The 21,643-nt window shown below is 38.7% G+C and carries 25 protein-coding genes; 7 read left to right on the top strand and 18 right to left on the bottom strand.

Going from position 1 to position 21,643, the window contains the following annotated elements; all coding sequences use genetic code 11:
- Positions 1-77 precede the first annotated feature (77 nt).
- A complete protein-coding gene (locus ACWOEC_RS05305; protein WP_455306555.1) occupies positions 78-1,430 on the top strand; it encodes a DUF6056 family protein in 1,353 nt (450 codons plus the stop codon).
- 41 nt (positions 1,431-1,471) lie between these two features.
- Here ACWOEC_RS05305 and ACWOEC_RS05300 read toward each other — a convergent pair whose 3' ends face one another.
- The 7 genes from ACWOEC_RS05300 to ACWOEC_RS05270 form a co-directional block, all read right to left on the bottom strand.
- Positions 1,472-2,413 (bottom strand): ATP-binding cassette domain-containing protein, encoded by a 942-nt coding sequence (locus ACWOEC_RS05300; RefSeq protein ID WP_455306553.1) that lies wholly within the window; start codon positions 2,411-2,413, stop codon positions 1,472-1,474.
- 185 nt (positions 2,414-2,598) lie between these two features.
- Positions 2,599-2,859 (bottom strand): hypothetical protein, encoded by a 261-nt coding sequence (locus tag ACWOEC_RS05295; RefSeq protein WP_455306551.1) that lies wholly within the window; start codon positions 2,857-2,859, stop codon positions 2,599-2,601.
- 9 nt (positions 2,860-2,868) lie between these two features.
- Positions 2,869-3,051 (bottom strand): hypothetical protein, encoded by a 183-nt coding sequence (locus ACWOEC_RS05290; RefSeq protein ID WP_455306549.1) that lies wholly within the window; start codon positions 3,049-3,051, stop codon positions 2,869-2,871.
- A 110-nt stretch (positions 3,052-3,161) separates the two neighbouring features.
- A complete protein-coding gene (locus tag ACWOEC_RS05285; protein WP_297079600.1) occupies positions 3,162-3,509 on the bottom strand; it encodes a metal-sulfur cluster assembly factor in 348 nt (115 codons plus the stop codon).
- Between the two features lie 63 nt (positions 3,510-3,572).
- Positions 3,573-4,496, bottom strand: coding sequence for a YitT family protein (locus ACWOEC_RS05280; RefSeq protein ID WP_455306547.1), 924 nt, complete (start codon positions 4,494-4,496; stop codon positions 3,573-3,575).
- A gap of 120 nt (positions 4,497-4,616) precedes the next feature.
- On the bottom strand, positions 4,617-4,997 hold the full coding sequence (locus ACWOEC_RS05275; protein WP_455306545.1) for a phage holin family protein: 381 nt from the start codon (positions 4,995-4,997) through the stop codon (positions 4,617-4,619).
- Between the two features lie 79 nt (positions 4,998-5,076).
- Positions 5,077-5,619: a hypothetical protein gene (locus tag ACWOEC_RS05270; RefSeq protein ID WP_455306543.1), complete on the bottom strand. Its 543-nt coding sequence runs from the start codon at positions 5,617-5,619 to the stop codon at positions 5,077-5,079.
- A gap of 186 nt (positions 5,620-5,805) precedes the next feature.
- Between ACWOEC_RS05270 and ACWOEC_RS05265 the strand changes: the two genes are divergently transcribed.
- The 4 genes from ACWOEC_RS05265 to rpsT all read left to right on the top strand — a co-directional run bounded on the left by ACWOEC_RS05265 (position 5,806) and on the right by rpsT (position 8,523).
- Complete coding sequence (locus ACWOEC_RS05265) at positions 5,806-6,429, top strand: MBL fold metallo-hydrolase (protein ID WP_455306541.1); 624 nt, start codon at positions 5,806-5,808, stop codon at positions 6,427-6,429.
- 15 nt (positions 6,430-6,444) lie between these two features.
- Positions 6,445-7,152 carry a histidine phosphatase family protein gene (locus ACWOEC_RS05260; protein WP_455306539.1) on the top strand — a complete coding sequence of 236 codons (708 nt, stop codon included), beginning with the start codon at positions 6,445-6,447 and terminating at the stop codon, positions 7,150-7,152.
- A gap of 125 nt (positions 7,153-7,277) precedes the next feature.
- Entirely contained in the window at positions 7,278-8,111 is an 834-nt protein-coding gene (locus ACWOEC_RS05255; RefSeq protein ID WP_297079614.1) for an undecaprenyl-diphosphate phosphatase, read from the top strand.
- A gap of 157 nt (positions 8,112-8,268) precedes the next feature.
- Complete coding sequence (gene rpsT, locus ACWOEC_RS05250) at positions 8,269-8,523, top strand: 30S ribosomal protein S20 (RefSeq protein ID WP_297079616.1); 255 nt, start codon at positions 8,269-8,271, stop codon at positions 8,521-8,523.
- A 34-nt stretch (positions 8,524-8,557) separates the two neighbouring features.
- Here the strand turns inward: rpsT and holA are convergent, their stop codons facing one another.
- From holA to ACWOEC_RS05225, 5 genes are all read right to left on the bottom strand, one after another.
- Complete coding sequence (holA, locus tag ACWOEC_RS05245; RefSeq protein ID WP_455306537.1) at positions 8,558-9,583, bottom strand: DNA polymerase III subunit delta; 1,026 nt, start codon at positions 9,581-9,583, stop codon at positions 8,558-8,560.
- Between the two features lie 48 nt (positions 9,584-9,631).
- Positions 9,632-11,863, bottom strand: a complete 2,232-nt coding sequence (locus ACWOEC_RS05240) for a DNA internalization-related competence protein ComEC/Rec2 (protein ID WP_455306535.1) — start codon at positions 11,861-11,863, stop codon at positions 9,632-9,634.
- Positions 11,853-12,341, bottom strand: coding sequence for a ComE operon protein 2 (locus ACWOEC_RS05235; protein WP_297079623.1), 489 nt, complete (start codon positions 12,339-12,341; stop codon positions 11,853-11,855). The genes ACWOEC_RS05240 and ACWOEC_RS05235 overlap by 11 nt, the downstream gene beginning before the upstream one ends.
- Before the next feature lie 32 nt (positions 12,342-12,373).
- Positions 12,374-13,036, bottom strand: coding sequence for a helix-hairpin-helix domain-containing protein (locus ACWOEC_RS05230; protein ID WP_455306532.1), 663 nt, complete (start codon positions 13,034-13,036; stop codon positions 12,374-12,376).
- A 69-nt stretch (positions 13,037-13,105) separates the two neighbouring features.
- The gene (locus tag ACWOEC_RS05225) at positions 13,106-13,711 is read right to left on the bottom strand and encodes an HAD-IA family hydrolase (RefSeq protein ID WP_455306530.1); all 606 of its coding nucleotides are present in this window, start codon (positions 13,709-13,711) and stop codon (positions 13,106-13,108) included.
- Positions 13,712-13,852: 141 nt separating this feature from the next.
- Between ACWOEC_RS05225 and ACWOEC_RS05220 the strand changes: the two genes are divergently transcribed.
- Positions 13,853-14,452: a TVP38/TMEM64 family protein gene (locus ACWOEC_RS05220; protein ID WP_297079629.1), complete on the top strand. Its 600-nt coding sequence runs from the start codon at positions 13,853-13,855 to the stop codon at positions 14,450-14,452.
- A gap of 166 nt (positions 14,453-14,618) precedes the next feature.
- Here the strand turns inward: ACWOEC_RS05220 and ACWOEC_RS05215 are convergent, their stop codons facing one another.
- The 5 genes from ACWOEC_RS05215 to ACWOEC_RS05195 all read right to left on the bottom strand — a co-directional run bounded on the left by ACWOEC_RS05215 (position 14,619) and on the right by ACWOEC_RS05195 (position 19,715).
- Positions 14,619-15,968, bottom strand: a complete 1,350-nt coding sequence (locus ACWOEC_RS05215; protein ID WP_455306528.1) for a DUF711 family protein — start codon at positions 15,966-15,968, stop codon at positions 14,619-14,621.
- Positions 15,969-15,991: 23 nt separating this feature from the next.
- Positions 15,992-16,258: an ACT domain-containing protein gene (locus ACWOEC_RS05210; RefSeq protein ID WP_455306526.1), complete on the bottom strand. Its 267-nt coding sequence runs from the start codon at positions 16,256-16,258 to the stop codon at positions 15,992-15,994.
- A 113-nt stretch (positions 16,259-16,371) separates the two neighbouring features.
- Entirely contained in the window at positions 16,372-17,520 is a 1,149-nt protein-coding gene (locus ACWOEC_RS05205; protein WP_455306524.1) for an aminotransferase class I/II-fold pyridoxal phosphate-dependent enzyme, read from the bottom strand.
- A gap of 13 nt (positions 17,521-17,533) precedes the next feature.
- Positions 17,534-18,256 carry an amino acid ABC transporter ATP-binding protein gene (locus tag ACWOEC_RS05200; RefSeq protein ID WP_297079638.1) on the bottom strand — a complete coding sequence of 241 codons (723 nt, stop codon included), beginning with the start codon at positions 18,254-18,256 and terminating at the stop codon, positions 17,534-17,536.
- Entirely contained in the window at positions 18,249-19,715 is a 1,467-nt protein-coding gene (locus tag ACWOEC_RS05195) for an ABC transporter substrate-binding protein/permease (protein ID WP_455306522.1), read from the bottom strand. The genes ACWOEC_RS05200 and ACWOEC_RS05195 overlap by 8 nt, the downstream gene beginning before the upstream one ends.
- Before the next feature lie 272 nt (positions 19,716-19,987).
- On the opposite strand from ACWOEC_RS05195, the gene ACWOEC_RS05190 reads away from it, so the two are divergent.
- Positions 19,988-21,073, top strand: a complete 1,086-nt coding sequence (locus ACWOEC_RS05190) for an iron-containing alcohol dehydrogenase family protein (RefSeq protein WP_455306520.1) — start codon at positions 19,988-19,990, stop codon at positions 21,071-21,073.
- A 37-nt stretch (positions 21,074-21,110) separates the two neighbouring features.
- Here the strand turns inward: ACWOEC_RS05190 and ACWOEC_RS05185 are convergent, their stop codons facing one another.
- Entirely contained in the window at positions 21,111-21,623 is a 513-nt protein-coding gene (locus ACWOEC_RS05185; protein ID WP_455306518.1) for a cysteine hydrolase family protein, read from the bottom strand.
- Positions 21,624-21,643 lie beyond the last annotated feature (20 nt).

Raw genomic sequence — 21,643 nt, 5'->3', positions numbered from 1 at the left:
CATTTATTTACATCTAGCTTTTTCATTTTAGAACCGATAAAATGGACTAGAATGTTTATTATGTTAGGAGTGTCTTGATGAATCGACTATCGATACACGAAAATCGCAAGCTTTATCTGACGATTTTTTTGATTTTCTTAGGTTTTTTAGGCTTTCATTTTATGATCCCTTTGACCCATGCAAAAGACGATTTGGTCTTATTTTTTGAACCGTTACACACACAGTACCACGGAAATTATAGTACTTTTTTAACACATCGGTATCATACGTGGAGCTCACGATTGGTGATCGAAACGTTTACGCTTTATAGTGTCACACATTTTTGGTTTTGGCGTCTTCTTGATGCGTTGATGATGACGATCGCAAGTATTCTGCCTGCTTTTTTTATACGTCGATCGCCTCGTATACTCGATTTATGTTGTTCAACGGCGCTATTTTTATGTATCCCTTTGACTTTATTTTATGATACAGGTTGGATTGCGACAAGCACGAATTACCTTTGGGTCTACGCATGCGCTTTACTCGCAAGTTACAGTGTTTGGCAGATCGCACAACATCAAGTCAAACTTCCTTTATATCTAATCGGTTTAGTAACCAGTATTTATGCCACGAATCATGAACAAATGTTACCACTATTTGGAACTTATCTTGTCTTGATAATCGCATACTTGCTTTATCGCTCAGATCTTGCTGTCATGCAAGTTTTACCTTTTTTAGGCATCACATTGATCAATTTGATCGTGATCCTACTCGCTCCAGGAAATCAAGTCCGGTATGCTTCAGAAGTGACACAATGGTTTGCGGACTACGAAAGCTTAAGTCTCTTTCGCAAGTTAGAAATAGGATTTTCTTCTACTATTCGTCATTTGTTTTTTGATCAGTTGGCCTTACCTGTGTTGTTGTTGATTATATTGTTGATTTGTTTAATGGTGAAGAAAACGCTCAAACCAATCGACCTTATTGGATCTGTCGTGCCATTGGGCTTAAGTTTAGCATTGGCGTACAATCTATTTCAAATCGTACCTGAAACGTTCCGCACCTTTTTTTATGCTCAATTCAATCAATATGGGACAACATTTCAATTTAAACACCCCACTACATGGATCCCAGATTTAATCTTATTCCTTGTTGTAATCGGTGTACTGTTTAGTTTTCATCGCCTTATGATCACTACAGGGCAAAAATGGCTATTTAGCTTGCTATTTAGTGCTGCCATCGTCGTGCGCATGATTTTAGCATTTTCACCTACAATTTGGGCATCCTCTGGTCGAACGTATCTCTTCACCTTAGGGTTGATCAGCTTATTGAGCTTAGCTTTACTTAAAAAAATCGACAATCATAAGATAAAGATTACACTTTCCTGTAGTCTAATAGGCATCGGTAGTTTACTATTTCTATCGAATGTATATATCCTGTTTGCTAGTGTGTAATCTCCAAGAATCGAATCCTAAATAACACACACTTGCTACTTCTATAGTTTTAGAAGTAGCAAGTGTGTGTTTACGTTAAGATCTATGAATCGTTTTAGCTCTTCTTTAAAGCTATGGCTGATGATAATTGCGGTTTGATTTGGTGTGGTTAGTACGATTTCTTCAATCGCTTTGGCTGTTTTAGCATCTAGATTGGCCGTTCCTTCATCAAAAATCAAAATATCCTTATGATGATAAAATGCTCGTGCAATCGCGATTCGTTGCAATTGTCCATCAGACAACCGTAAATGATCACTATCTAGTTCGGTATCGCTTTTTTGCGGTAAGGTAGCAATAAGTTCATTCAAATGACTATTTTCTAGTACTTGATCAAATCGTATTTGATCAAACGGAAGAGCTAAGCAGATATTTTCTTTGATGGTTCCATTTAAAATAAATGTTTGTTGAGACATCAACGCCACTGATTGTAACACGTCAACTGTGCTTAATTTCACATATTCTGTTCCATCAAATTGTAAAGATCCTTTATAATGCTTCAAACTTCGGGTCAATAGTTGGATCAATGTTGTTTTTCCAGAACCGCTTTCGCCTTCGATTAGGTATTTTTTGTTTTTTTCAAAATGCATATCGGGAAAAGAGACCTGTTTATTTGGATAAACATATTCAAGTTGAACTGCGCGAATCTCTTTTGTAAATATTCGTGGTCTATTTATTTTTGTATCGTTTGTAATTGATTCAAATTTATTTAAAATTGCTTGTGTACTCAAAATACTTGCATTGGTTTCACTCAATTCACTGATTGCTGAGAAAAATTGATTTGCTAGATTGCCCACAGCTAAAATGACTCCAAACCCTAGTTGACCCTGATAGGCCAGATAACCTACTAAACCAATCAAACAAAATTGACTTAAAATATTCTCCAAAGCAATCATTACCGTCACTAAATTCGTTACTTTAGTGTATGCCAATTTTACATGTTTCATGTTTAAGGAATTGACTTGATTTTTTCGTTGAATAAATCAAAAATCCCCATAATCAAATTGGTAGTATCTTTAGTAATTAATTTATTTTGTTTTGAAACGTTCTGCGTTACTTCAATTAATTGTTTTTTATATACGATTGGAATCACTAAAAAAAGCAATGAAAAGAAAAACGTAGCAAGTACTAATCAATAACTATAATAAAATAAAGCAATGCTGGAAGAAATAGCAGCCATGATCGAACCGATTAACACAAATACACTGGAAATACCTGTTTCAATGGTCAAAATATCTGTTGTAGCTAAATTTATATAATAGGCTTTTTTCACTTCACCTTCAGATTGTTCAGTGGTCTGATATGCTTTGGTCAGCGCTTGTTCACGAAGATACTCGGCACTATCTTGAATAATTTTTTGCTTTAAAAAGGCGGCACAATAAGAGCTGCTCAACGTGATCACTCACATCAAAATAACCCAACCTATTTGAATGAAGAAAGACTGTAATTCTTTAGCAATCAAGTCATTAATGGCTAGAGCGAGAATCAACGCAGCTAGCGTCTGTGTAATTGCTTGAAGGCCAATCAACAGTACCGTTATCGTAGTCTTTATTTTTTGTAACAGGAATAGCTGTCTTAGTTTCATTTCACAACCTCGCTTTTTATGAAATTTTAATTAAAATTAAATTGAATAAATCATAACACAACCAAAACAATAAAAAAACTGCTTCCAAATTGGAGGCAGCTTTTTGTTGTTTAACGAATCCCTAAAGCAATTCGAGCATAACGGCTCATTCTATCGGTCGTCCACGCTGGATACCAGACTAATTTGACTTCGATTTTATTGACTTCATCGACTTCTGCTAATGCATCGTGGATATTTTCAGTTAATACATCTGCTAATGGACAGCCCATTGTGGTTAACGTCATCTTGATGACTGTATCTCCTGTATCTTTAGCAAAATCGACTTCATACACTAATCCTAAATTGACGATGTCGATGCCAAGCTCTGGATCGATAACCGTCTCTAGAGCCATTAAAATACGCTCTTTGATTTCTTCTAATTCTTCGTCTACCACGATATCTTCTGGTTCTTGACTCATGTCGTATCCCCCTGTCCTCTATTTAGACAAATGATACTTGTTTTTTTACAATTTGTAAATTGCTTATCGTCGATTTCTTTTTAATTCTGGAAAAGCTCCGGTTGCTTTAAAAATCCGTTGTTCATCATCTGTTGCAAATCGTCCCATAATCGATTGCGTCGGCAAAATATTGATAAATGCATTTTCATCGATTTCTAAAACAGCTTGTTCCAAATCATATAATTCATAACGCGTGATCACCATCATGATCGTTTGGCTATTAATCCCAGAGTATCCACCAATGGAAGGGAGAAGCGTCATACCGCGAAAGACATGTTTTGAAATATTCTTTCCCACTTGATCCGCATGGCGTGTCGTGATCATCGCCGTTACTTTTTGATGACTCGTATGAATCGCATCGACTACACGACTCATGGAATAGATCGAAATGATCGTATATAGCGCACTTTCCCATGAAAATAAAAATCCTGCAATCAAGACGATGATCCCATTTAATAGCAACATATAGCTGCCAACTGTCTTTCCGGTAATTTTAGAAAAAACTAAAGACAAAATATCCATACCGCCAGTCGTAAATCCCATTTTTAATGAGAATCCTGCACCAATCCCGATTAAAACGCCTCCAACTAACGCATTCAGTAAAATATTATCAGTCACTTGTCCTTCCGGTAACACAATCGTAAATACTGAAATTAGTACCACATTGATAAAACTTAAAAAAGTAGAACTGCCACCTAATTTAATAAATCCTAAAATAAAGATGGGAATATTCAAAATCAAAATAAAGAGTCCGATACTTAACGAAATCCCTAAATATTGTTGAGCTAATCCGACAATAATCTGGGCCAATCCATTCATACCCGCTGAAAACACGTGTGCTGGATTCAAAAAGAAATTGATACTCAATGCTCCAGCGATTCCTGTAAAGACTAGGACAACTATTTTCTTGATTTGCTCCAAATCAAACGTTCCTTTTTTTTGTGCCACGTTTTGTACACTCCCTCACCCATATAGTTTGCTTTCAAAGCATAGCAGTTTTTCAAACAAAAGGTAACGAGAAGATCATTTTGGTTAGGATTTTTTTAGGATTTGGACAGGTATTTCACATTATTTGCGTTTGATATAGTCGATAAACAACTGTTTAAGTTGCGTGATAAATTGTTGGAACAACTGGGTATCGACCCCTAATTTTTGATAATTTTCTAAAATCGAATGCAATTCGAACCACAAGTAACCACTATAAAACATATACAACATCCCAATTCCAACTTTCATGGGGATCACTAATGCTAATGGCAGAAAAAACAATAACAAACATAAACTGGCCATTTTTCGAATCAGGCCGTTGATTCCTTGTTTAGAAGTAAATGTTCGCGTGTAGCGTGCAGCCAATACACCACTAATAAAATCAAGTGTCATCGCCAGACCAATCATGGCTAAAATATACAAAACCTTTGCTTGTCGTAATTCATGGATATACTCGATCATCTTGTTTCCCTCCTTTACCTTATAAACGAAAGAAACAGAAAAAATGTCAAAAAAAACACACAAGATTTTTTCTTATGTGTTAGGTACTATATTGAATTTCATATATCGTGCCATTTTCATCCGTCACTTTTGTATCACTCTCATCGACGAATTGGAATTTTTGTTCAAAATCAGGTTGGGCACGTAAAATAAAGTAGGTTGGATGCAGTTCGACTGTCGTTTGGGTAAACTTTTGTTCATAAACTTTATACGGATCATCTTCATAGATCAAACCAGGAAAACTACGTTTGAAATCTTGTTTGACTTGTTCTAATTTTTTTTGTTCGATCACGACTGCATTTGCACGTATCTTACTCGTATCAAGTGTTGGAACGTATTGTTTGACGATCGTCAGTTGGTCTTTGACCACGTCGTACACTCCTTGACTTTGAGGAAAGAGTTGACTGTCCTTTTGTAACAACAAGAAATTTTGTTGCGTCGTTAAATTTTCTTTCGTGGGTAAAACTTCTTTGACAGGTTGCGTGACAAATTCAGATTCTACGGTTTGCTGACAACCAGAAAGCCCGATCACAAGGAGACCTAATGCGCCAATCATGAATTGTTTTTTCATTTGTGTTTTCATCAGTTCTCCCTCCTTTTTTCATATCATAGCGCATCTGTACGGCCAACACTTTTTTTTGTGAGATTTTTTAGTCTTTTCTTAGTGAATTTTTGCTATTTTATCGCTATTTTAAAAAAAGGGGCGATCCTTTGTTTGTCTCCACTTTTACGTTATACTAGATGTAAGCTGATTAAAGGAGGATACGCGATGAAAATTACGCGTTTTATTACTGGAGCAGCACAAGAAAACTGCTACCTTTTAGAACAGAATGGTGCTTCTCTGATCATTGATCCGGGTGCTGAAGCAAATACACTGATCCAAGCGATCAAGCACACTCAAACAAAGCTATTGGCGATTTTACTAACACATACTCACTATGATCATATCGGTGCTGTGACGCAGGTCAGAGAAACCTTTGACGTTCCGGTTTATGTCAGTGAACTCGAACAAGATTGGCTACAAGATCCAATCAAAAATCTTTCTGGACGCCATCCTGAAATGGACGATTTGATTTTAGCGCCAGCAGAATATGAGTTTGAATTATTTACCCCATATATGATCGGACCATTTGAATTTACGGTCGTACCCACACCCGGACACTCTATGGGAAGTGTGAGCTTTATCTTTGATGAAGTTGTTTTTTGTGGTGATGCTTTATTTAAAGGCAGTATTGGTCGCACGGATCTATACTCAGGAAATCTTGAACAATTGTTGACAAGTATTACCACACAGCTCTTTACCTTACCCGATAACACGATCGCGCTCTCAGGACATGGGGAGCAGACAACGATTGGCGATGAGAAACAAACGAATCCATTTTTCACTGAATAAAAGGAGGAATTTATCATGGCAAAAACAGAACTTTATGTCGTTCGACATGGAAAAACAATGTTCAATACAATTCAAAGAGTCCAAGGTTGGTGCGATACTCCCTTAACAAAGTCTGGAATCGAAGACGTCCATTATTTGGGTCTTGGACTAAAAGATACACCGTTTGTTGAGGCCGTTTCTAGTGATAGTGGACGTGCAATCGAAACGATGCGTCTCATCCTAGGTGAACACCCTGGTGCTCAAAAGTTAGATTACCGTGTCGATCCAAGAATTCGCGAATGGTGTTTTGGCTCATTAGAAGGTGGTTATGATGCTGAAATGTGGGGCGTCATTCCCAGAATTTTAAATTTTCCTGATTACGACGACATGATTGCTAAAAAAGTTTCGTTTAAAGAAATTTGCGAAGCAATCTATGATGTCGATACAGCGAATTGGGCAGAAACCTATGATACCTTGAGCCACCGTGTACGAACAGGATTTGAAGATATCGCACACCGTGTGGAAAAAAATGGCGGCGGAAAAGCCCTTGTTGTCTCTCATGGATTAACGATTTCCTTTTTGATGCATCTGATCAATGATGAAAACAACGTCAGAGTCGATATCCAAAATGGTTCAGTCACACGCTTGGTATTTGAAAACGGTCAATTTACGATCGAAGAATTTGCAACTACTAAATTTATCGAACAAGGTAAAGAAATTTCACGTACCTTATTACAATCTTAATTATTTTGCGAAAAATTGTAGCCTTATGCCGCCGGAATAGGCAATAGGCTACAATTTTTCTTTTTTTCTGAATGTAAACAAGGTATACTGAAAAAGGTGAAATTTTTTTGAAAGGAATGAACTATTTGTTTATTGAAAACTTTATTAAAGCCATTATTTTTGGGATCATCGAAGGGATTACCGAATGGTTGCCGATCAGTAGTACGGGACATTTGATTTTAGCAGATGAATTCTTGAAAATCCAAGAATCTGAGGCATTCATGACCATGTTTAATGTCGTGATTCAATTGGGTGCGATTTTAGCTGTCGTTGTGTTGTATTTTACAAAGTTAAATCCGTTCGCGCCAAGCAAATCACTAGAAGAAAAACGCGACACATGGAGTTTATGGTTTAAAGTGATTTTTGCCATTCTTCCATCTGCTGTTATCGGTCTCTTTTTAGATGACTGGTTAGATGCGACGTTTTATAACTTCATTTCGGTAGCAATCGTCTTGATCGTTTACGGAATCGCCTTTATCGTAGTAGAACGCAATAAACGTGGCGTGGAACCAAAAATCGGTAGTTTAAATCAAATCAGTTATCGATTTGCCTTCTTAGTAGGAATGTTCCAAGTACTGGCGTTAATTCCTGGAACTTCTCGTTCTGGTTCAACGATCCTTGGGGGAATCATTTTAGGTGGTTCACGTTTTGTTTCTGCGGAATTCTCGTTCTTCTTAGGGATTCCTACGATGTTCGGCGCAAGTTTACTTAAGATGTATAAATTCTTCCATGCGGGAAATACCTTTGGAACAGAAAGCTTGATCATCTTATTGACAGGTACGATCGTTTCATTCATCGTCTCTGTTCTCGCAATCAAATTCTTGATGTCTTACATCAAAAAACATGATTTTACAGTATTCGGTTGGTACCGTATCGTTTTAGGGGTTATCTTGATCGGTTACTGGTGGATGAGTAAATAATTAGTGGGAAAGCAGAACCTCTGCTTTCTTTTTTTGTGTTAAGTAAACATTCTTTACAACTTTTAATTGCAATCACGTCTATCATTAGGTATAATGACTAGTGTTGATTTATACGTTTTTCGTATTCGTATAAGAAATTTTTTTGGAGGTGAAAAATATGCCAAACATTGAATCTGCTATCAAACGCGTACGTACTAGCGAAACTGCTAACGCGAAAAATTCTTCACAATTAAGCGCAATGCGTACTGCGATCAAAAAATTTGACGAAGCTGTAGCTGCTGGATCTGATAACGTTAACGCGTTATTCAAAGATGCTGTAAAAGCTATCGACATGGCTGAAACTAAAGGATTAATCCACAAAAACAAAGCTAGTCGTGACAAATCTCGCCTAAACAAAAAAATCGCGAAATAAGTCTAAAAAAAGAAGCCTCTAGAGGCTTCTTTTTTTATGCTGTTTGACGTGTTGTCTTTAAAATAAATAATTCAAATAAATATTCTTTGACCATTTGACCTGTTTTCATTTGATAGTCATTTTCTACTAATTCGTCATACAACGTCATTAATTCACGTGTTGTATATTTTTTGACTTGTTGCATGGCAAGTTTTACGCGATAAGGATGTGCTTTGACTTGTTGGGCGATCGCCCCTTGTTGCATCCCTTTTTTCATCAGCAGTGCTACTTGAAGATACAATCGTACTTGACCGATTAAGATCGCATTGATTTTGATCGTTTCTTCTCCTTGCAACACTAACTCGCGATATTGTCGAATCGCTTGTTCTGTTTTCCCTTGCAAGATACCTTGTGTTAAGTCAAAAACATTATTTTCTAGACTCTTAGGAATTAGCTGAACGACAGCTTGGTAATCGATCGTTTTTGTTTGATTTGCATAGACGATCAGTTTATCCAATTCACGCATGATCTTGCTTAGATTCAATTCAGTTGCTTCTAATAAATAGTTTAACGCTTGGGCGTTTATATCGACTTTAGCTTCTTTGACTCGCGCTTGCACCATTTTTTTGACTTCTTGATCACTTGGTGGTTTTACATCTAATACCACACTAGTTTTCTTTAATAGTTTCGTGATTTTTTTACGCTCGTCTAATTTTTCGTAATTGGCAAAAAAAACTAAAACCGTTGAAGGAACTGGATCATTTAGATAGGCTATGAAGCGTTCGATATTTTGCTCCGGCGCACCATTACGTTTTTCTGAAGTTAAAAAATAAGGTTGTTCCACAAAAATCAATCGTTCATCGCCAAAAAATGGTAAGGTCTCCGCTTCATCGATCAAGGTATCTAGTGTCTGTGTATCCATGTCGATATGACTAAAATTCAAATGATTCTCATCCATCTTTAAACGATCAAAAAAAGCTTGTCTAATAAACTGCTGAAAATATTCCTCGTTGCCTTCGACCAAATAACATGGTGCTAAAGGATCTGTCTCGATTGGTTTGATTAATTGTTTTATCGTCATATACCCTCCTACTATCATCCTTATGTTATCATGGAATTCCCATGAATTCTAGTCATCTAATCCTTGAATTTGCTTTACGAACGATCCAAAACTGCGGTATTGGATCATACCACGTTGATCCGTGCGTAACGTTTTGATTTCTTCTTGATCCAAAACATGAAGTGTTTCTTGGTGTGGATGATGGTAGCGATTGTTTCTTCCCACTGAGATGATTGCGATTTTCGGCTGGATCGCTGTGACAAATGTTGGATCAGTCGAGGTTTTACTCCCGTGATGTCCTACTTTCAACAAATCGACAGATAAGCTAGGATAACGCTTCAGTAAATCAAGCTCACCACTTTTTTCTAAATCACCTGTCAGTAAAACGCGTTGTTTGGCAATCGTAGTATACAGCACTAATGAATCATTATTTTCTCCTTTACTTAATTGTAGAGGGGATAATACGTGGATAGTGAAACGCTCTCCTATAACTTGATCGACTGTTAACAGCTCGACACGTTGACGAGGAAACGCTCTTAGTAAGCGCTTGATATTCGGATGGTCTTGACTCCCCTTTGCAAGAAAGAGCGTCTGCACATGAAACTGGCTCAAAAGACTTGCAGCATCTCCCATGTGATCTGTATCTCCATGCGTCAAAAAAAGACCGGTAATCGTATGGATTCCTTCTCCTTTTAAATACGGAATGACCGAATAAGTAGCATTCACTTTAGGTTTTGTTTGTTTCCAAGCTTCCGTTTGAAAACTTAGCCTACCACCCGTATCGATCAAATAGATCTCACGGTTTCCTCGACTTTGGATCACCGTTGTGTCCCCTTGTCCGACATCTAAAAAAGTGATTTTTTCAAATGGATGAATCGACGTTACGATCAAAGGAACGCCTGCACTTGCTAGTAAAAATAAAAAAATTCGTTTTTTAGTGATCGCCCATAAAGCAGCTATTGTACAACTAATCGCCCAAAATATAGGCAGCGCTCCAGCATACCACTTTAAAAAAGGAAAACATGTGATCAACCAATCGACCACTTGTAAACTGCTTGTGAGTCCATAGGCTAAAGGATGACTGATCGGTTCGATACTAGCAATCAGAAACAGTAAGACTGCACTAGGTAACAAAAACAATTCAAAATAAGGAACTAAAAAAAATGTCCATATTCCACTTGCAATAGGCCAATCGTAAAATTGATACAGCAACATTGGAATACTTAATATCGGGAATAGATAGGCAGCATAGAGTCTCGCTTTGATCGTCGTAGCTGAAGGGCGTAAAAATAATAAGAAAAATGAGAATAAAAAAGACAATTGTGCGGAAAGTTGCTGTAATGCTTGTGGTTCGATGACTAAGCAAATCATTAAGACTAACGCATAACGATCGGTTGCACTAAACTTTAGAGGGAACTCTTTCACGAACCAGTAGCTTAGATAAGCCAATACCGCGCGAAGGATACTGATCGAGCCACCAAATAAGCCGGTAAGCACCACGCTAGCTAGTAAAAAAAACGGCAATTGACTTTTGGCAGTAAACCCCAAACGGCGAAAGAAAAAATCTAACCATCCCAGAAAAAAATAAACATGCAAGCCCGAAATACTAAATAAATGCAATAACCCATTTTGAGTAAACGTAGTCAAAAACTCATAATATTCACTTTGACGATAATTAAACAATAATCCGTTGAGCCAAAGAGCCGTTGTATTTGGTAAATGTTTTTCAGTATGAAAAATCGCGCGCATCCGTAAATAATGTAAAGGAAACGTCCAGCGATCAAGTGCTCTTTCAGCAGTAATCTGGTCAATTTGCACAACACCTTGATAATGTTCGCTCTTTAAATACGCGAAGTAATCAAAGCTATGCTGATTCGTACTTGGCATGATCGAAGTAAATGCTCCTGTAAATGTCAATTCAAGATAGCGTGTGTTGCGATCTTGCCAAAGCATTTTTTCCTTTTTCGTTTTCAGACGATAACGAAATTTAGTTTTATGCGTAGACAATTCGCCATCAAACATGACTTGGTCACCAGAAAGAGCGATGGTATCCGGATAGATGCTAAGCTGACCAGAAACAGGGATATCTTGTTTGATAGTAACTTGAGTCATATGATACCGTATTAAAAATAAAGTGACGAGTGCGACTGTAATCAAGATCAATCCCCACTGTCTACGATACAGTAACAAGATCAAAAAGAAGATACAAAGTAATCCGGTGAAAAAGAAGGATGAAATGAGGGTAAAAAAACAGCAGGTCGCCAAACCTACAGGCAAGAAGAAGAAGTTTTTATACTTCATCTTCTCGACTTTCTGAAGGAATAAAAGATAATTTCGCAAAATATTGTGGATCGAGTACGACTTGATGGACTTTCGCGCCGACTTTTTCGATCAGCTCTAATGCATATGGATCATTTCGATAGTTGTTCAAATAATGAATCGTTGTGATCCCAGCTTGTAAAATCGATTTTGTACATTGTAGACACGGAAAATGAGTTACATAGATCTCTGCACCATTCGTCGATACCCCTAGTTTTGCACATTGCAACAACGCATTCATCTCTGCATGGATCGTTCGAATACAATGATTATCTACCACATAACAACCGTGATCGATACAATGATCATCGCCACTAACCGAACCGTTATACCCACCTGCAATGATCCGTTTATCTTTGACTAGTGTTGCGCCTACTTCTAAACGTGTACATGTACTACGTAATGAAAGTAAAGAGGCCTGCGCCATAAAATATTGATCCCAAGGAATTCGTTTGGTCATCTCTTGTCTCCTTTCGTTCATTTTAGTTGACTTTACTCTATTGTAATCGAGTCTTTTAATTTTTCAACTGTCTTTTCACCAAATCCATCAACTTCTTTTAATTCTTCGATTTGTTTGAATGTGCCTTTTTGTGTTCGGTAATCGATGATAGCCTGTGCTTTTTTCTCGCCGATTCCATTTAGCGTCATCAAGGTACTAGCATCTGCAGTATTGATATTGATTTTTTCGGTTGCTTGTATTGCTTGTCCTGTACTTTGTTGCTGGCTAGACCATGTATCACTGACCTGTTCACCTACTGTTGGCACATAGATCACAGCTTGATCACTTACTTTTTGAGCTAAATTGATCGCACGTATTTCGGCTTGCCCGGTCATTCCACCAGCTAATTGGATGATATCTTTGACTCGAGCACTTGGATGGATCGTGTAGACTCCAGGATGTTTGACTGCACCTTTTACATCGACATAGATCTCACTTGTACTTGAATCACTCGATTTCGTCGACTCGCTTTGTTTTGTCATTTCGGTACTTTTCAACACCTCACTTGAAACAGCAGTCGTTTTTGGTGTGAGGACCCAATAGATCGTCACGCTAACTAGACTTAAGATAACTAAAAAAACAAGTATCCCTGATGGCCATTTATACTTCATAACTAGCGCGCGAATCTTTTGGTAGATAGATGACTCGATTGGCATAGCTCTCCCTCCTTACTCCTCTATAAATACGCAAAAAAACTAGTTCGTACAAAACGAACTAGTTATAGGTTAAAGAATATCGAGTAATGCATCCACATTTTGTGTAGCAGAAACATCTTTTAGCAATTGATCTTGATCATAAAATATAGTTTGAATCCCAGCTGCTTTTCCGGCATCGATATCCATAAAACGATCCCCGATCATCACAGCTTGTTCTTTCTCCATATTGTATGTATCAATCAAATATAACAATGAATCAGGCGCTGGTTTACGCGGGAAAGGGCGTTCTGATCCAATGATCTCCACGAAATGAGCAGACAAGCCATACTCATCAAGTAATTGCTTCGTCCCCGGTGTATCACGATGTGTCAAAATATAATTTTTTCCACCTTCAGCGATGACTTTTTCTAAAATTTCCTTTGCACCAGCAAACGGCGCGGGCTCACGTTGATCTTTGGCTTCAAATTTTTTAAAGATTCGTGTAAATCCAGCAAAATCCAGATCGTATTTTTCGGCAATCGCTTTTGATGATTGCGATTTTAATAAATAATAAATTTCTTTTTCATCGGCATGGATACCATACGCGTGTAACGTATCCATAAATCCTTTTAAAATAATGGGATAGGTATCAAAAAGTGTCCCATCAAAATCCCAGATATAATGTGTATACTTCATCTTCACCCTACCTTTTTTGATTCTGTTCTATTGTAGCGGAAAGTTGTAAAAAAAACAAATTGCTCAATTTAGACTTTCTATCACATCGATTATCGTTTAAAATAATAAGATAAGTATTTTAGATTGGAGTTTTTCTACGTGATGAAAAAAAACTGGCGCAAATGGCTACATCTCTTTTTACAGATCCTACCATTACTTGGTGTAGCTGCTTTGATCGGAATTGTCGTCTATGGCATCCACTTAGGGATTTTTAAATCCACTAAAACATTACAAACCTTTATTGAACAATTTGGTCATTTAGGAATTTTATTTTTCATCATCTTAGAAATCGTTCAAGTCATCGTACCGATCTTGCCTGGTGGGATCTCGACTGTCGCTGGGATGTTGCTTTTTGGTACGATCGAAGGGCTGATTTACAGCTATATTGGCTTGATCATTGGTGAAATCATCGCGTATTACTTAGTCAAACATTACGGTCACGCCTTTGTCAAAATGGTCTTGTCGAAAAAAAACTATGAACGTTTCGAAGCATCGATTGCAAAACATCATAAAAATATCAAACGATTTATGATTCTGACCTTCTTGATCCCCTTTGCGCCAGATGATATCGCTTGTTTTATCGCTGGGATCTCAAGAATGAAATTTAAAGATTATTTGATTATTATTTTGACCTTAAAACCGATCTCAATTGCAATCTATGGCTTTATTTTACTCAAGTTCGTCAATATTTTTCTATTTTAAAAGAGAGGCTGTGACAGAAGTGGGCAGCTCCAGGAAATAAGCCAAATAATTACCGAAATAGGTAAACCTATTATCGGAATTATTTGGCTTATTTCTTAAGGAGCTACTTCTGGAACGCCGTTTCTTCTATTTTATAAGAGGCTGTGACATCTGTCACAGCCTTTTTTTAGTTTTTAAAGGAATGAATCGGTGCTGGGATTCGTCCACCACGCATGATAAAATCACTTGACTGTGCCGGATTGGTTTTCATCACAGGAGCCGTTCCTAATAATCCACCAAATTCTACCATGTCACCGACTTTGGTATCTTTAGCTGGAATCAAACGGACTGCCGTCGTTTTATGGTTGATGACTCCGATCGCTGCTTCATCAGCGATCATCGCCGCAATCGTTGTGGCACTGGTTTCACCTGGGATCGCAATCATATCTAATCCTACAGAACAGATCGCCGTCATCGCTTCTAATTTTTCAAGATTCAACAATCCATTTTGGACCGCTTTGATCATCCCCGCATCTTCAGAAACCGGAATAAACGCACCGGATAACCCTCCCACGTGGTTACACGCCATCACGCCACCTTTTTTCACAGCATCGTTTAATAACGCTAACGCAGCTGTCGTTCCATGTGTACCCACAGATTCTAGACCCATTTCTTCTAAGATCAATGCCACACTATCGCCCACAGCTGGTGTCGGTGCAAGAGATAGATCGACGATCCCAAACGGAACGTCTAATCGCTCAGAGGCCACCCGTCCGACCAATTGCCCCATACGTGTGATTTTAAAGGCAGTTTGTTTGACCGTTTCTGCGACGACATCAAACGATTGTCCTTTGACTTTTTCTAATGCTCGTTTCACTACACCAGGACCACTGACGCCGACATTGATCACACAATCCGCTTCAGCGACACCATGGAACGCACCTGCCATAAACGGATTGTCTTCGACAGCGTTGGCAAACACGACTAATTTCGCACAGCCCATATCAGATGTATCTGCCGTTTTTTTGATGATCTCTCCCATCAATTTCACAGCATCCATATTAATACCAGCTTTTGTTGAGCCAATATTGACTGATGAACAAACAAAATCGGTTTGCGCTAACGCTTCAGGGATCGATTCGATCAACGGGAGATCGCCGGCTTGATAACCCTTTTCTACTAAAGCGCTATAACCTCCGATAAAGTTTACTCCTACAGCTTTGGCTGCACGATCAAGCGCTTTGGCAAATTTCACGCATTCTTTAGCATCTACATGACTGGCTGCTGCAATTAGCGCAATCGGTGTTACCGAGATCCGCTTATTGATGATCGGAATCCCATATTCCATTTCGATGGCTTCCCCAACAGCGACGAGGTCTTTTGCTTTTGTGGTAATTTTCTGATAAATCTTCTCGCATGCTACATCGACATCCGCATCGATACAATCGAGTAAAGAGATCCCCATCGTAATCGTCCGGATATCTAAATTTTCTTCTTCGACCATGCGAATCGTTTCTAATATTTGATTGCTCTCCATGATTCTCTCCTGTCTAGTTCTTCCTATAATTTATGCATCGCGTCAAAGATCGCTTCATTTTGGATCGTGATCTTGACACCTAATGTCTCACCACAAGCATCTAATGCTTGACGAATCACTTCATAATCAACATCTTCTGGTAATTCTAGCATCATCATCATCGTAAAAAAGTCTTGCATGATTGTTTGTGTCATGTCGACGATATTGATATTTAACGTAGCCAGTTGTGCGCTAACACCTGCCACGATCCCTACTTTATCTTGTCCAATTACTGTTAATACCGCTCTCATTGGTGTGCCCCCTTTAATATTTTTCTCATTATAGCATAGGCTTTCTCATGTAACCGTATTTCTGTTGAAAAAAATAAAAAAAGAAGCGAATTTTCGCTTCTTTTTTTAACGTTTTATACGCACTGATCGATTCGATCAAAGGCTTCTTTTAATTGTTCAAGATCTTGTGTGACTGCAATACGAATATGCGTCGTCGGTTTGGTTTGGCTAAACGCATCCCCTGGGATCACTAAAACTTTCGCCTCTTCTAATAATACTTTTGTAAATTCCAAAGCATTCATGTTTGTATCGGCTACATTGATATACGCATACATCGTCCCTTTGATTGGATTCATGTGTAAGCGTGGATGGGCTACAACACGTTTTTCCACATAGGCCAAACGCTCTTTAAAGATCTTGACCACATTCGGTACGATCTCATCGGCGTGTGTTAACGCATAGATCGCTCCTTGTTGAGATAACGCATTAGCTGAATACGAAATATTTTCATTCAAGTAACGCGCAACATCATTTACAAAAACAGGTGAGATCATATACCCAATACGCCATCCAGTCATCGCAAAGGCTTTTGAGAATCCACTAAACGTAATCGTATGCTCTGGAGCAAATGCCGCCATTGGATAAAATGGCTGATCAAATGAGAACGCCTCATAGATTTCGTCAGATAAAATGAACAAGTCATGTTGAATCGCTAGATCTGCGATCGCCTGACAAGTGGCTTCACTAAAGACTGCACCTGTCGGGTTATTTGGATTATTGATAATGATCGCTTTAGTCTTTTTGGTGATCGCACCTTCTAACACTTTAGGATCTAATTGAAACCTATCTTTTTCATACGTAGGTACGATGACTGGGATGCCTTCTGCTAATTCGACTTGATCTTTATACGGCGAAAAGTACGGTTCGTGAATGATCACTTCATCGCCTGGGTCTAAGATCGCCATCAAAGCCAGATACAGACCGTGAGAAACTCCGACTGTAGCCCGTACTTGATTTTTATCGACACTAAGCTGATACGTTCGTTGATAAAAGTCTGCGACTGCTTGACGGAACTCTTCACTACCATCAGATAACGTATAATGCGTATGGCCTTCTTTGGCCGCTTTCATCGCGTATTCAATGATCTCATCATCGGTATTTAGATCAGGATCGCCAATCGATAAATCGATCAAGCCACTTGTTTGTTTGGCTAAGATCCCGATATCCATCAACAAATTTTCTTCCGGTGTTTGAAACCGTTTGGCTACTCTTGTTTGATCCATAGTTGACTTCCTTTTATAACACTTTATTTAAGAAACTTTGTGTACGTGGGTTTTCAGGATTAGTAAAAATTTGTTCTGGTGTTCCTTCTTCTTGGATCACCCCTTCATCCATAAAGATCACACGATCGGCTACTTCGCGGGCAAATCCCATTTCATGCGTTACGACTACCATCGTCATCCCATTGTTGGCTAAACCTTGCATCACTGATAATACTTCACCGACCATCTCTGGGTCTAGTGCTGAAGTCGGCTCGTCAAACAACATCACATCAGGATTCATCGCTAAGGCACGTGCGATGGCTACCCGTTGTTGTTGCCCACCAGAAAGACTTGAAGGATAGGCTTGGCTTTTATCTTTTAGACCAACTAAGTCTAGTAAACGTTCTGCTTCCGCTTTGGCTGTGGCATCCGCTTCTTTTTTAACTTTGACTGGACTGATCGTAATGTTTTCTAGCACGGTTTTATGTGGGAATAAGTTAAAACTTTGAAATACCATTCCCATTTTTTGACGCAATTGATCGATATTGACCCCTTTATCTAAAAGGTTTGTTCCTTCAAAGATGATCTTGCCGTCTGTTGGGGTTTCTAGTAAGTTTAAACAGCGTAAAAACGTACTTTTCCCACTTCCTGAAGGACCGATGATCACAACGACTTCACCAGCTTCAATGTTCATATCGATTCCTTTTAAGACTTCATTTTTACCAAATGTTTTGTGTAAGTTTTCAATATTAAGCATCTGTATTCATTCTCCTTTCGGCGACACCTAGTAAACGAGATAACGTAAAGGTCATTACAAAGTAAATCAACGATACGATCAAGTAAGGTAAGAATGGTTTGAAACTTGCTCCTTGGACGTTTCCAGCTTGGAAGATCAATTCAGATACCCCGATAACCGATACGATAGAAGATTCTTTGATGACTGTCACAAACTCGTTTCCTAATGCCGGTAAGATATTTTTGATTGCTTGTGGTAAAATGATAAATTGCATCGCTTGACGTTGGTTCATCCCAAGTGAGCGCGCAGCTTCCATTTGACCTTTGTTTACCGCATTGATCCCTGCACGAATGATTTCCGCTACATACGCTCCACTATTTAAGGCCAAGGCGATACATCCGGCAGCGACTTTTGATAATTCGATACCGATGATCCCTGAACCAAAGTACACGATAAAGATTTGAACCAATAATGGCGTTCCTCTGACATATTCGATATACGCTGTTGCGATCCAACGCACGACACGGACTTTACCAAGTTTCATCAATGCTAAGATCCCACCGACGATCGCACCGAATACGACCCCGATCACAGCTAAGAATAAGGTATATCCCGCACCACTTACATAATATTTATAATATTTTTGGAAGAAGTTTTGGTCTTTTTGGAACATCAATTCATTGGCTTCTTTTTTATATTTATCCATCAACTTTTGATCTTTGACTTCTTTGATCGATTTGTTGACTGCAGCTTTTAATTCTGGTGCATTTTTTGGCATCGCGATCGCCGTTTCTTTATGATCGTCAGAAAAAGAAACATTGGCAAATGCTAATGAATCATCCCGTTGCACATACGCTTCAGCGATCGGTCCTTCTAATACGGCTGCATCGACTTTATGGTTCGTCAAGTTCAACACGATATCTGGAACTTTTTGTAACGACACCACATCTGAACCTTTTAATTCTGATTTGGCTAAGGCTTCTTGTGTCGTTTGTTTTTGTGCACTGACTTTCACACCATCAAAGTCGTTGACTGATTTGAATTTGTTTAGATCATCTTTACGCACAATGATTTTTTGAGTCGTTTCTAAGTAAGGATCCGAAAAGTCCACTTCTTTTAACCGTTCTTCTGTTGGCGACATTCCAGAGATGATCAAATCGATCTTCCCTGTTTTTAATGCACCGAGTAAGGCATCAAAGCCTAATTCTTCGATCTTTAATTTCACACCCATGTCATCGGCGATTTTTTGTGCCAATGAGATATCAAATCCGACGATCTGATCACGACCATCGACTTCTGCATGGAATTCATATGGTGCATAGTCGGCAGATAATCCGACCACGACTTCTCCTTTTTGTTTGATTGCTTCAAACGTTGGATCACTTTCTTCGGCTTGCACCGTCATACTTGGTAAGGCTATACCTAACATGAGTAGACATGTAAATACGACCATCAACCAATTTTTATTTCTTCCTTTCATAACAAAACCCCTCTTGATTTATAATGTATAAAAATTCATAAATTAATGACTTGCTTATCATAGCATATCATTAGTAGTTTGAAAAGCATATTTTTGTATAATATTTGTTTTTTATTCTAAAAAACCAAATATTATTCGATAAACATTCATTTTATATTCCAATAGCGAAAATTGAAATCCCTTTTTTTGTTTTTTTATTCTTTTTTGCATTTATCTATTGTATCCTTATGCATTTTATTTTACACTATGGAGGACTAAAGGAGTGTGACATTATGATCAATTCACTAATCGTTCGTGGCGCCCCGCAAGAATATGTGTGTCAAGAAGGCGCTTGGACGACACTACCCGAACACTTAACTGCACGTAAACTAAAACATATCCTAATGATCCACGGTAGTCGCTCACTTGAAGCGGCTACACCCTATTTACCCGATCTAACGGCATTTGATGTAACCAAAGTGCATTATGGTGGCGAATGTTGTGATGAAAAAGTAGCAGAATTTTGTACACTGATGCTCCATCAACACTGCGATGCGATTTTAGCTGTTGGAGGTGGTAAAATCGCAGACCTAGCCAAACAAACAGGCCACCTTGTTCAAAAACCAGTGATCATCTTACCGACACTTGCGGCAACGTGTGCAGCCTATACGCCACTAAGTGTCATGTATAACCAAGACGGTTCGATGGATCGTTATGATATTTTTCCTGAAGCGATCGCTTTGACCTTGATCGAACCACGTGTGATCTTAGAATCGCCTATCGCGTATATGATCGCCGGTATTGGCGATACGTTAGCCAAATGGTATGAAGGCGATGCAATCATTCGTCAATTAAATACTGTTCCAGTCGAAGTCCAAGTGGCCCATTTTGCAGCGAAAAAATGTCAGGAAAATCTATTAGCTTTTGGAACACAAGCCATCGAAGCGATGCACACCCAAATACTCACCCCTGAATTTATCGCCGTTGTCGAAACCAATATTTTACTTGCTGGAATGGTCGGCGGATTTGGCGATGAATATGGCCGAACTGCCGCAGCCCACTCGATCCACGATGCCTTGACGATCTTACCGCAAAGCCATCATCAATTACACGGCAATAAAGTCGCTTATGGTATTTTAGTGCAACTCATGCTAGAACAAAATCCAACTGAGATCCTAAATCTAGTACCGTTTTATCATGAAATGCACTTACCGACTTCTTTACGAGAGATGGATATGATCTTAACAAAAGAAGAGTATCAAGCAGTAGCGAAACGTGCGACAGTTAAAGAAGAAAGTATTCACTTACTCGCTGAAGAAATGACGGCTGAAAAAGTCATGGTCGCGATGCAATCTTTAGAAAACATGATGCAAAACTAAAACGAGAGTCCCCTACTTTGTAGGAGCTCTCGTTTTTTTAGTTGATTTCGATTTGACAACTCTTCATGGCCTCAAGTGCTCGATGATGGGCTTTAGGGGTCACACCGGCACAAGCTTTTTCATGAACGATGATCGGCACTTCTGGTAAGAACGCTTTGATCAACAAGGCATTTGAAATCACACAAATATCAGTACAGACTCCGATCAAATGGATCGCATCTAATGTATCTTGTGTCGCAAGTTCGGCTAAATACTGGCCAAGTGCTGGACTTCCAAATGTCGGCTTATCAAAAATCACCGCATCATCGACCGGTAAAGACGCTTCGATCTCCCAACCTTCACTACCTTCTAAACAATGCACCACAGGTAATTTCTTACCTTCTTGAGTCAATAGATAATCCACTTGGTGCGTATCGCGGGTAAAGAGAACCGGTCCTTCAAAACGTTCGATCATTTCTCTAACCACTGGCACGATCGCTTGGGCTTCGTTAGTCCCTAAACTTCCGGTGATAAAATCATTTTGCATGTCGATCACTACAAGTACTTCCATAATAATCCCCCTTTTTTTCT

The organism is Enterococcus bulliens (assembly GCF_053761865.1).
Note: the sequence above shows the minus strand (reverse complement) of the source record. Positions and strands in the feature narration are given on the sequence as shown.

Coding starts and splice junctions, on each gene's coding strand:
- ACWOEC_RS05305 (WP_455306555.1), top strand. CDS start 78: ATGAATCGACTATCGATACACGAAAATCGCAAGCTTTATCTGACGATT.
- ACWOEC_RS05300 (WP_455306553.1), bottom strand. CDS start 2,413: ATGAAACATGTAAAATTGGCATACACTAAAGTAACGAATTTAGTGACG.
- ACWOEC_RS05290 (WP_455306549.1), bottom strand. CDS start 3,051: ATGAAACTAAGACAGCTATTCCTGTTACAAAAAATAAAGACTACGATA.
- ACWOEC_RS05285 (WP_297079600.1), bottom strand. CDS start 3,509: ATGAGTCAAGAACCAGAAGATATCGTGGTAGACGAAGAATTAGAAGAA.
- ACWOEC_RS05275 (WP_455306545.1), bottom strand. CDS start 4,997: ATGATCGAGTATATCCATGAATTACGACAAGCAAAGGTTTTGTATATT.
- ACWOEC_RS05270 (WP_455306543.1), bottom strand. CDS start 5,619: ATGAAAACACAAATGAAAAAACAATTCATGATTGGCGCATTAGGTCTC.
- ACWOEC_RS05265 (WP_455306541.1), top strand. CDS start 5,806: ATGAAAATTACGCGTTTTATTACTGGAGCAGCACAAGAAAACTGCTAC.
- ACWOEC_RS05260 (WP_455306539.1), top strand. CDS start 6,445: ATGGCAAAAACAGAACTTTATGTCGTTCGACATGGAAAAACAATGTTC.
- rpsT (WP_297079616.1), top strand. CDS start 8,269: ATGCCAAACATTGAATCTGCTATCAAACGCGTACGTACTAGCGAAACT.
- holA (WP_455306537.1), bottom strand. CDS start 9,583: ATGACGATAAAACAATTAATCAAACCAATCGAGACAGATCCTTTAGCA.
- ACWOEC_RS05240 (WP_455306535.1), bottom strand. CDS start 11,863: ATGAAGTATAAAAACTTCTTCTTCTTGCCTGTAGGTTTGGCGACCTGC.
- ACWOEC_RS05235 (WP_297079623.1), bottom strand. CDS start 12,341: ATGACCAAACGAATTCCTTGGGATCAATATTTTATGGCGCAGGCCTCT.
- ACWOEC_RS05230 (WP_455306532.1), bottom strand. CDS start 13,036: ATGCCAATCGAGTCATCTATCTACCAAAAGATTCGCGCGCTAGTTATG.
- ACWOEC_RS05225 (WP_455306530.1), bottom strand. CDS start 13,711: ATGAAGTATACACATTATATCTGGGATTTTGATGGGACACTTTTTGAT.
- ACWOEC_RS05220 (WP_297079629.1), top strand. CDS start 13,853: ATGAAAAAAAACTGGCGCAAATGGCTACATCTCTTTTTACAGATCCTA.
- ACWOEC_RS05215 (WP_455306528.1), bottom strand. CDS start 15,968: ATGGAGAGCAATCAAATATTAGAAACGATTCGCATGGTCGAAGAAGAA.
- ACWOEC_RS05210 (WP_455306526.1), bottom strand. CDS start 16,258: ATGAGAGCGGTATTAACAGTAATTGGACAAGATAAAGTAGGGATCGTG.
- ACWOEC_RS05205 (WP_455306524.1), bottom strand. CDS start 17,520: ATGGATCAAACAAGAGTAGCCAAACGGTTTCAAACACCGGAAGAAAAT.
- ACWOEC_RS05200 (WP_297079638.1), bottom strand. CDS start 18,256: ATGCTTAATATTGAAAACTTACACAAAACATTTGGTAAAAATGAAGTC.
- ACWOEC_RS05195 (WP_455306522.1), bottom strand. CDS start 19,715: ATGAAAGGAAGAAATAAAAATTGGTTGATGGTCGTATTTACATGTCTA.
- ACWOEC_RS05190 (WP_455306520.1), top strand. CDS start 19,988: ATGATCAATTCACTAATCGTTCGTGGCGCCCCGCAAGAATATGTGTGT.
- ACWOEC_RS05185 (WP_455306518.1), bottom strand. CDS start 21,623: ATGGAAGTACTTGTAGTGATCGACATGCAAAATGATTTTATCACCGGA.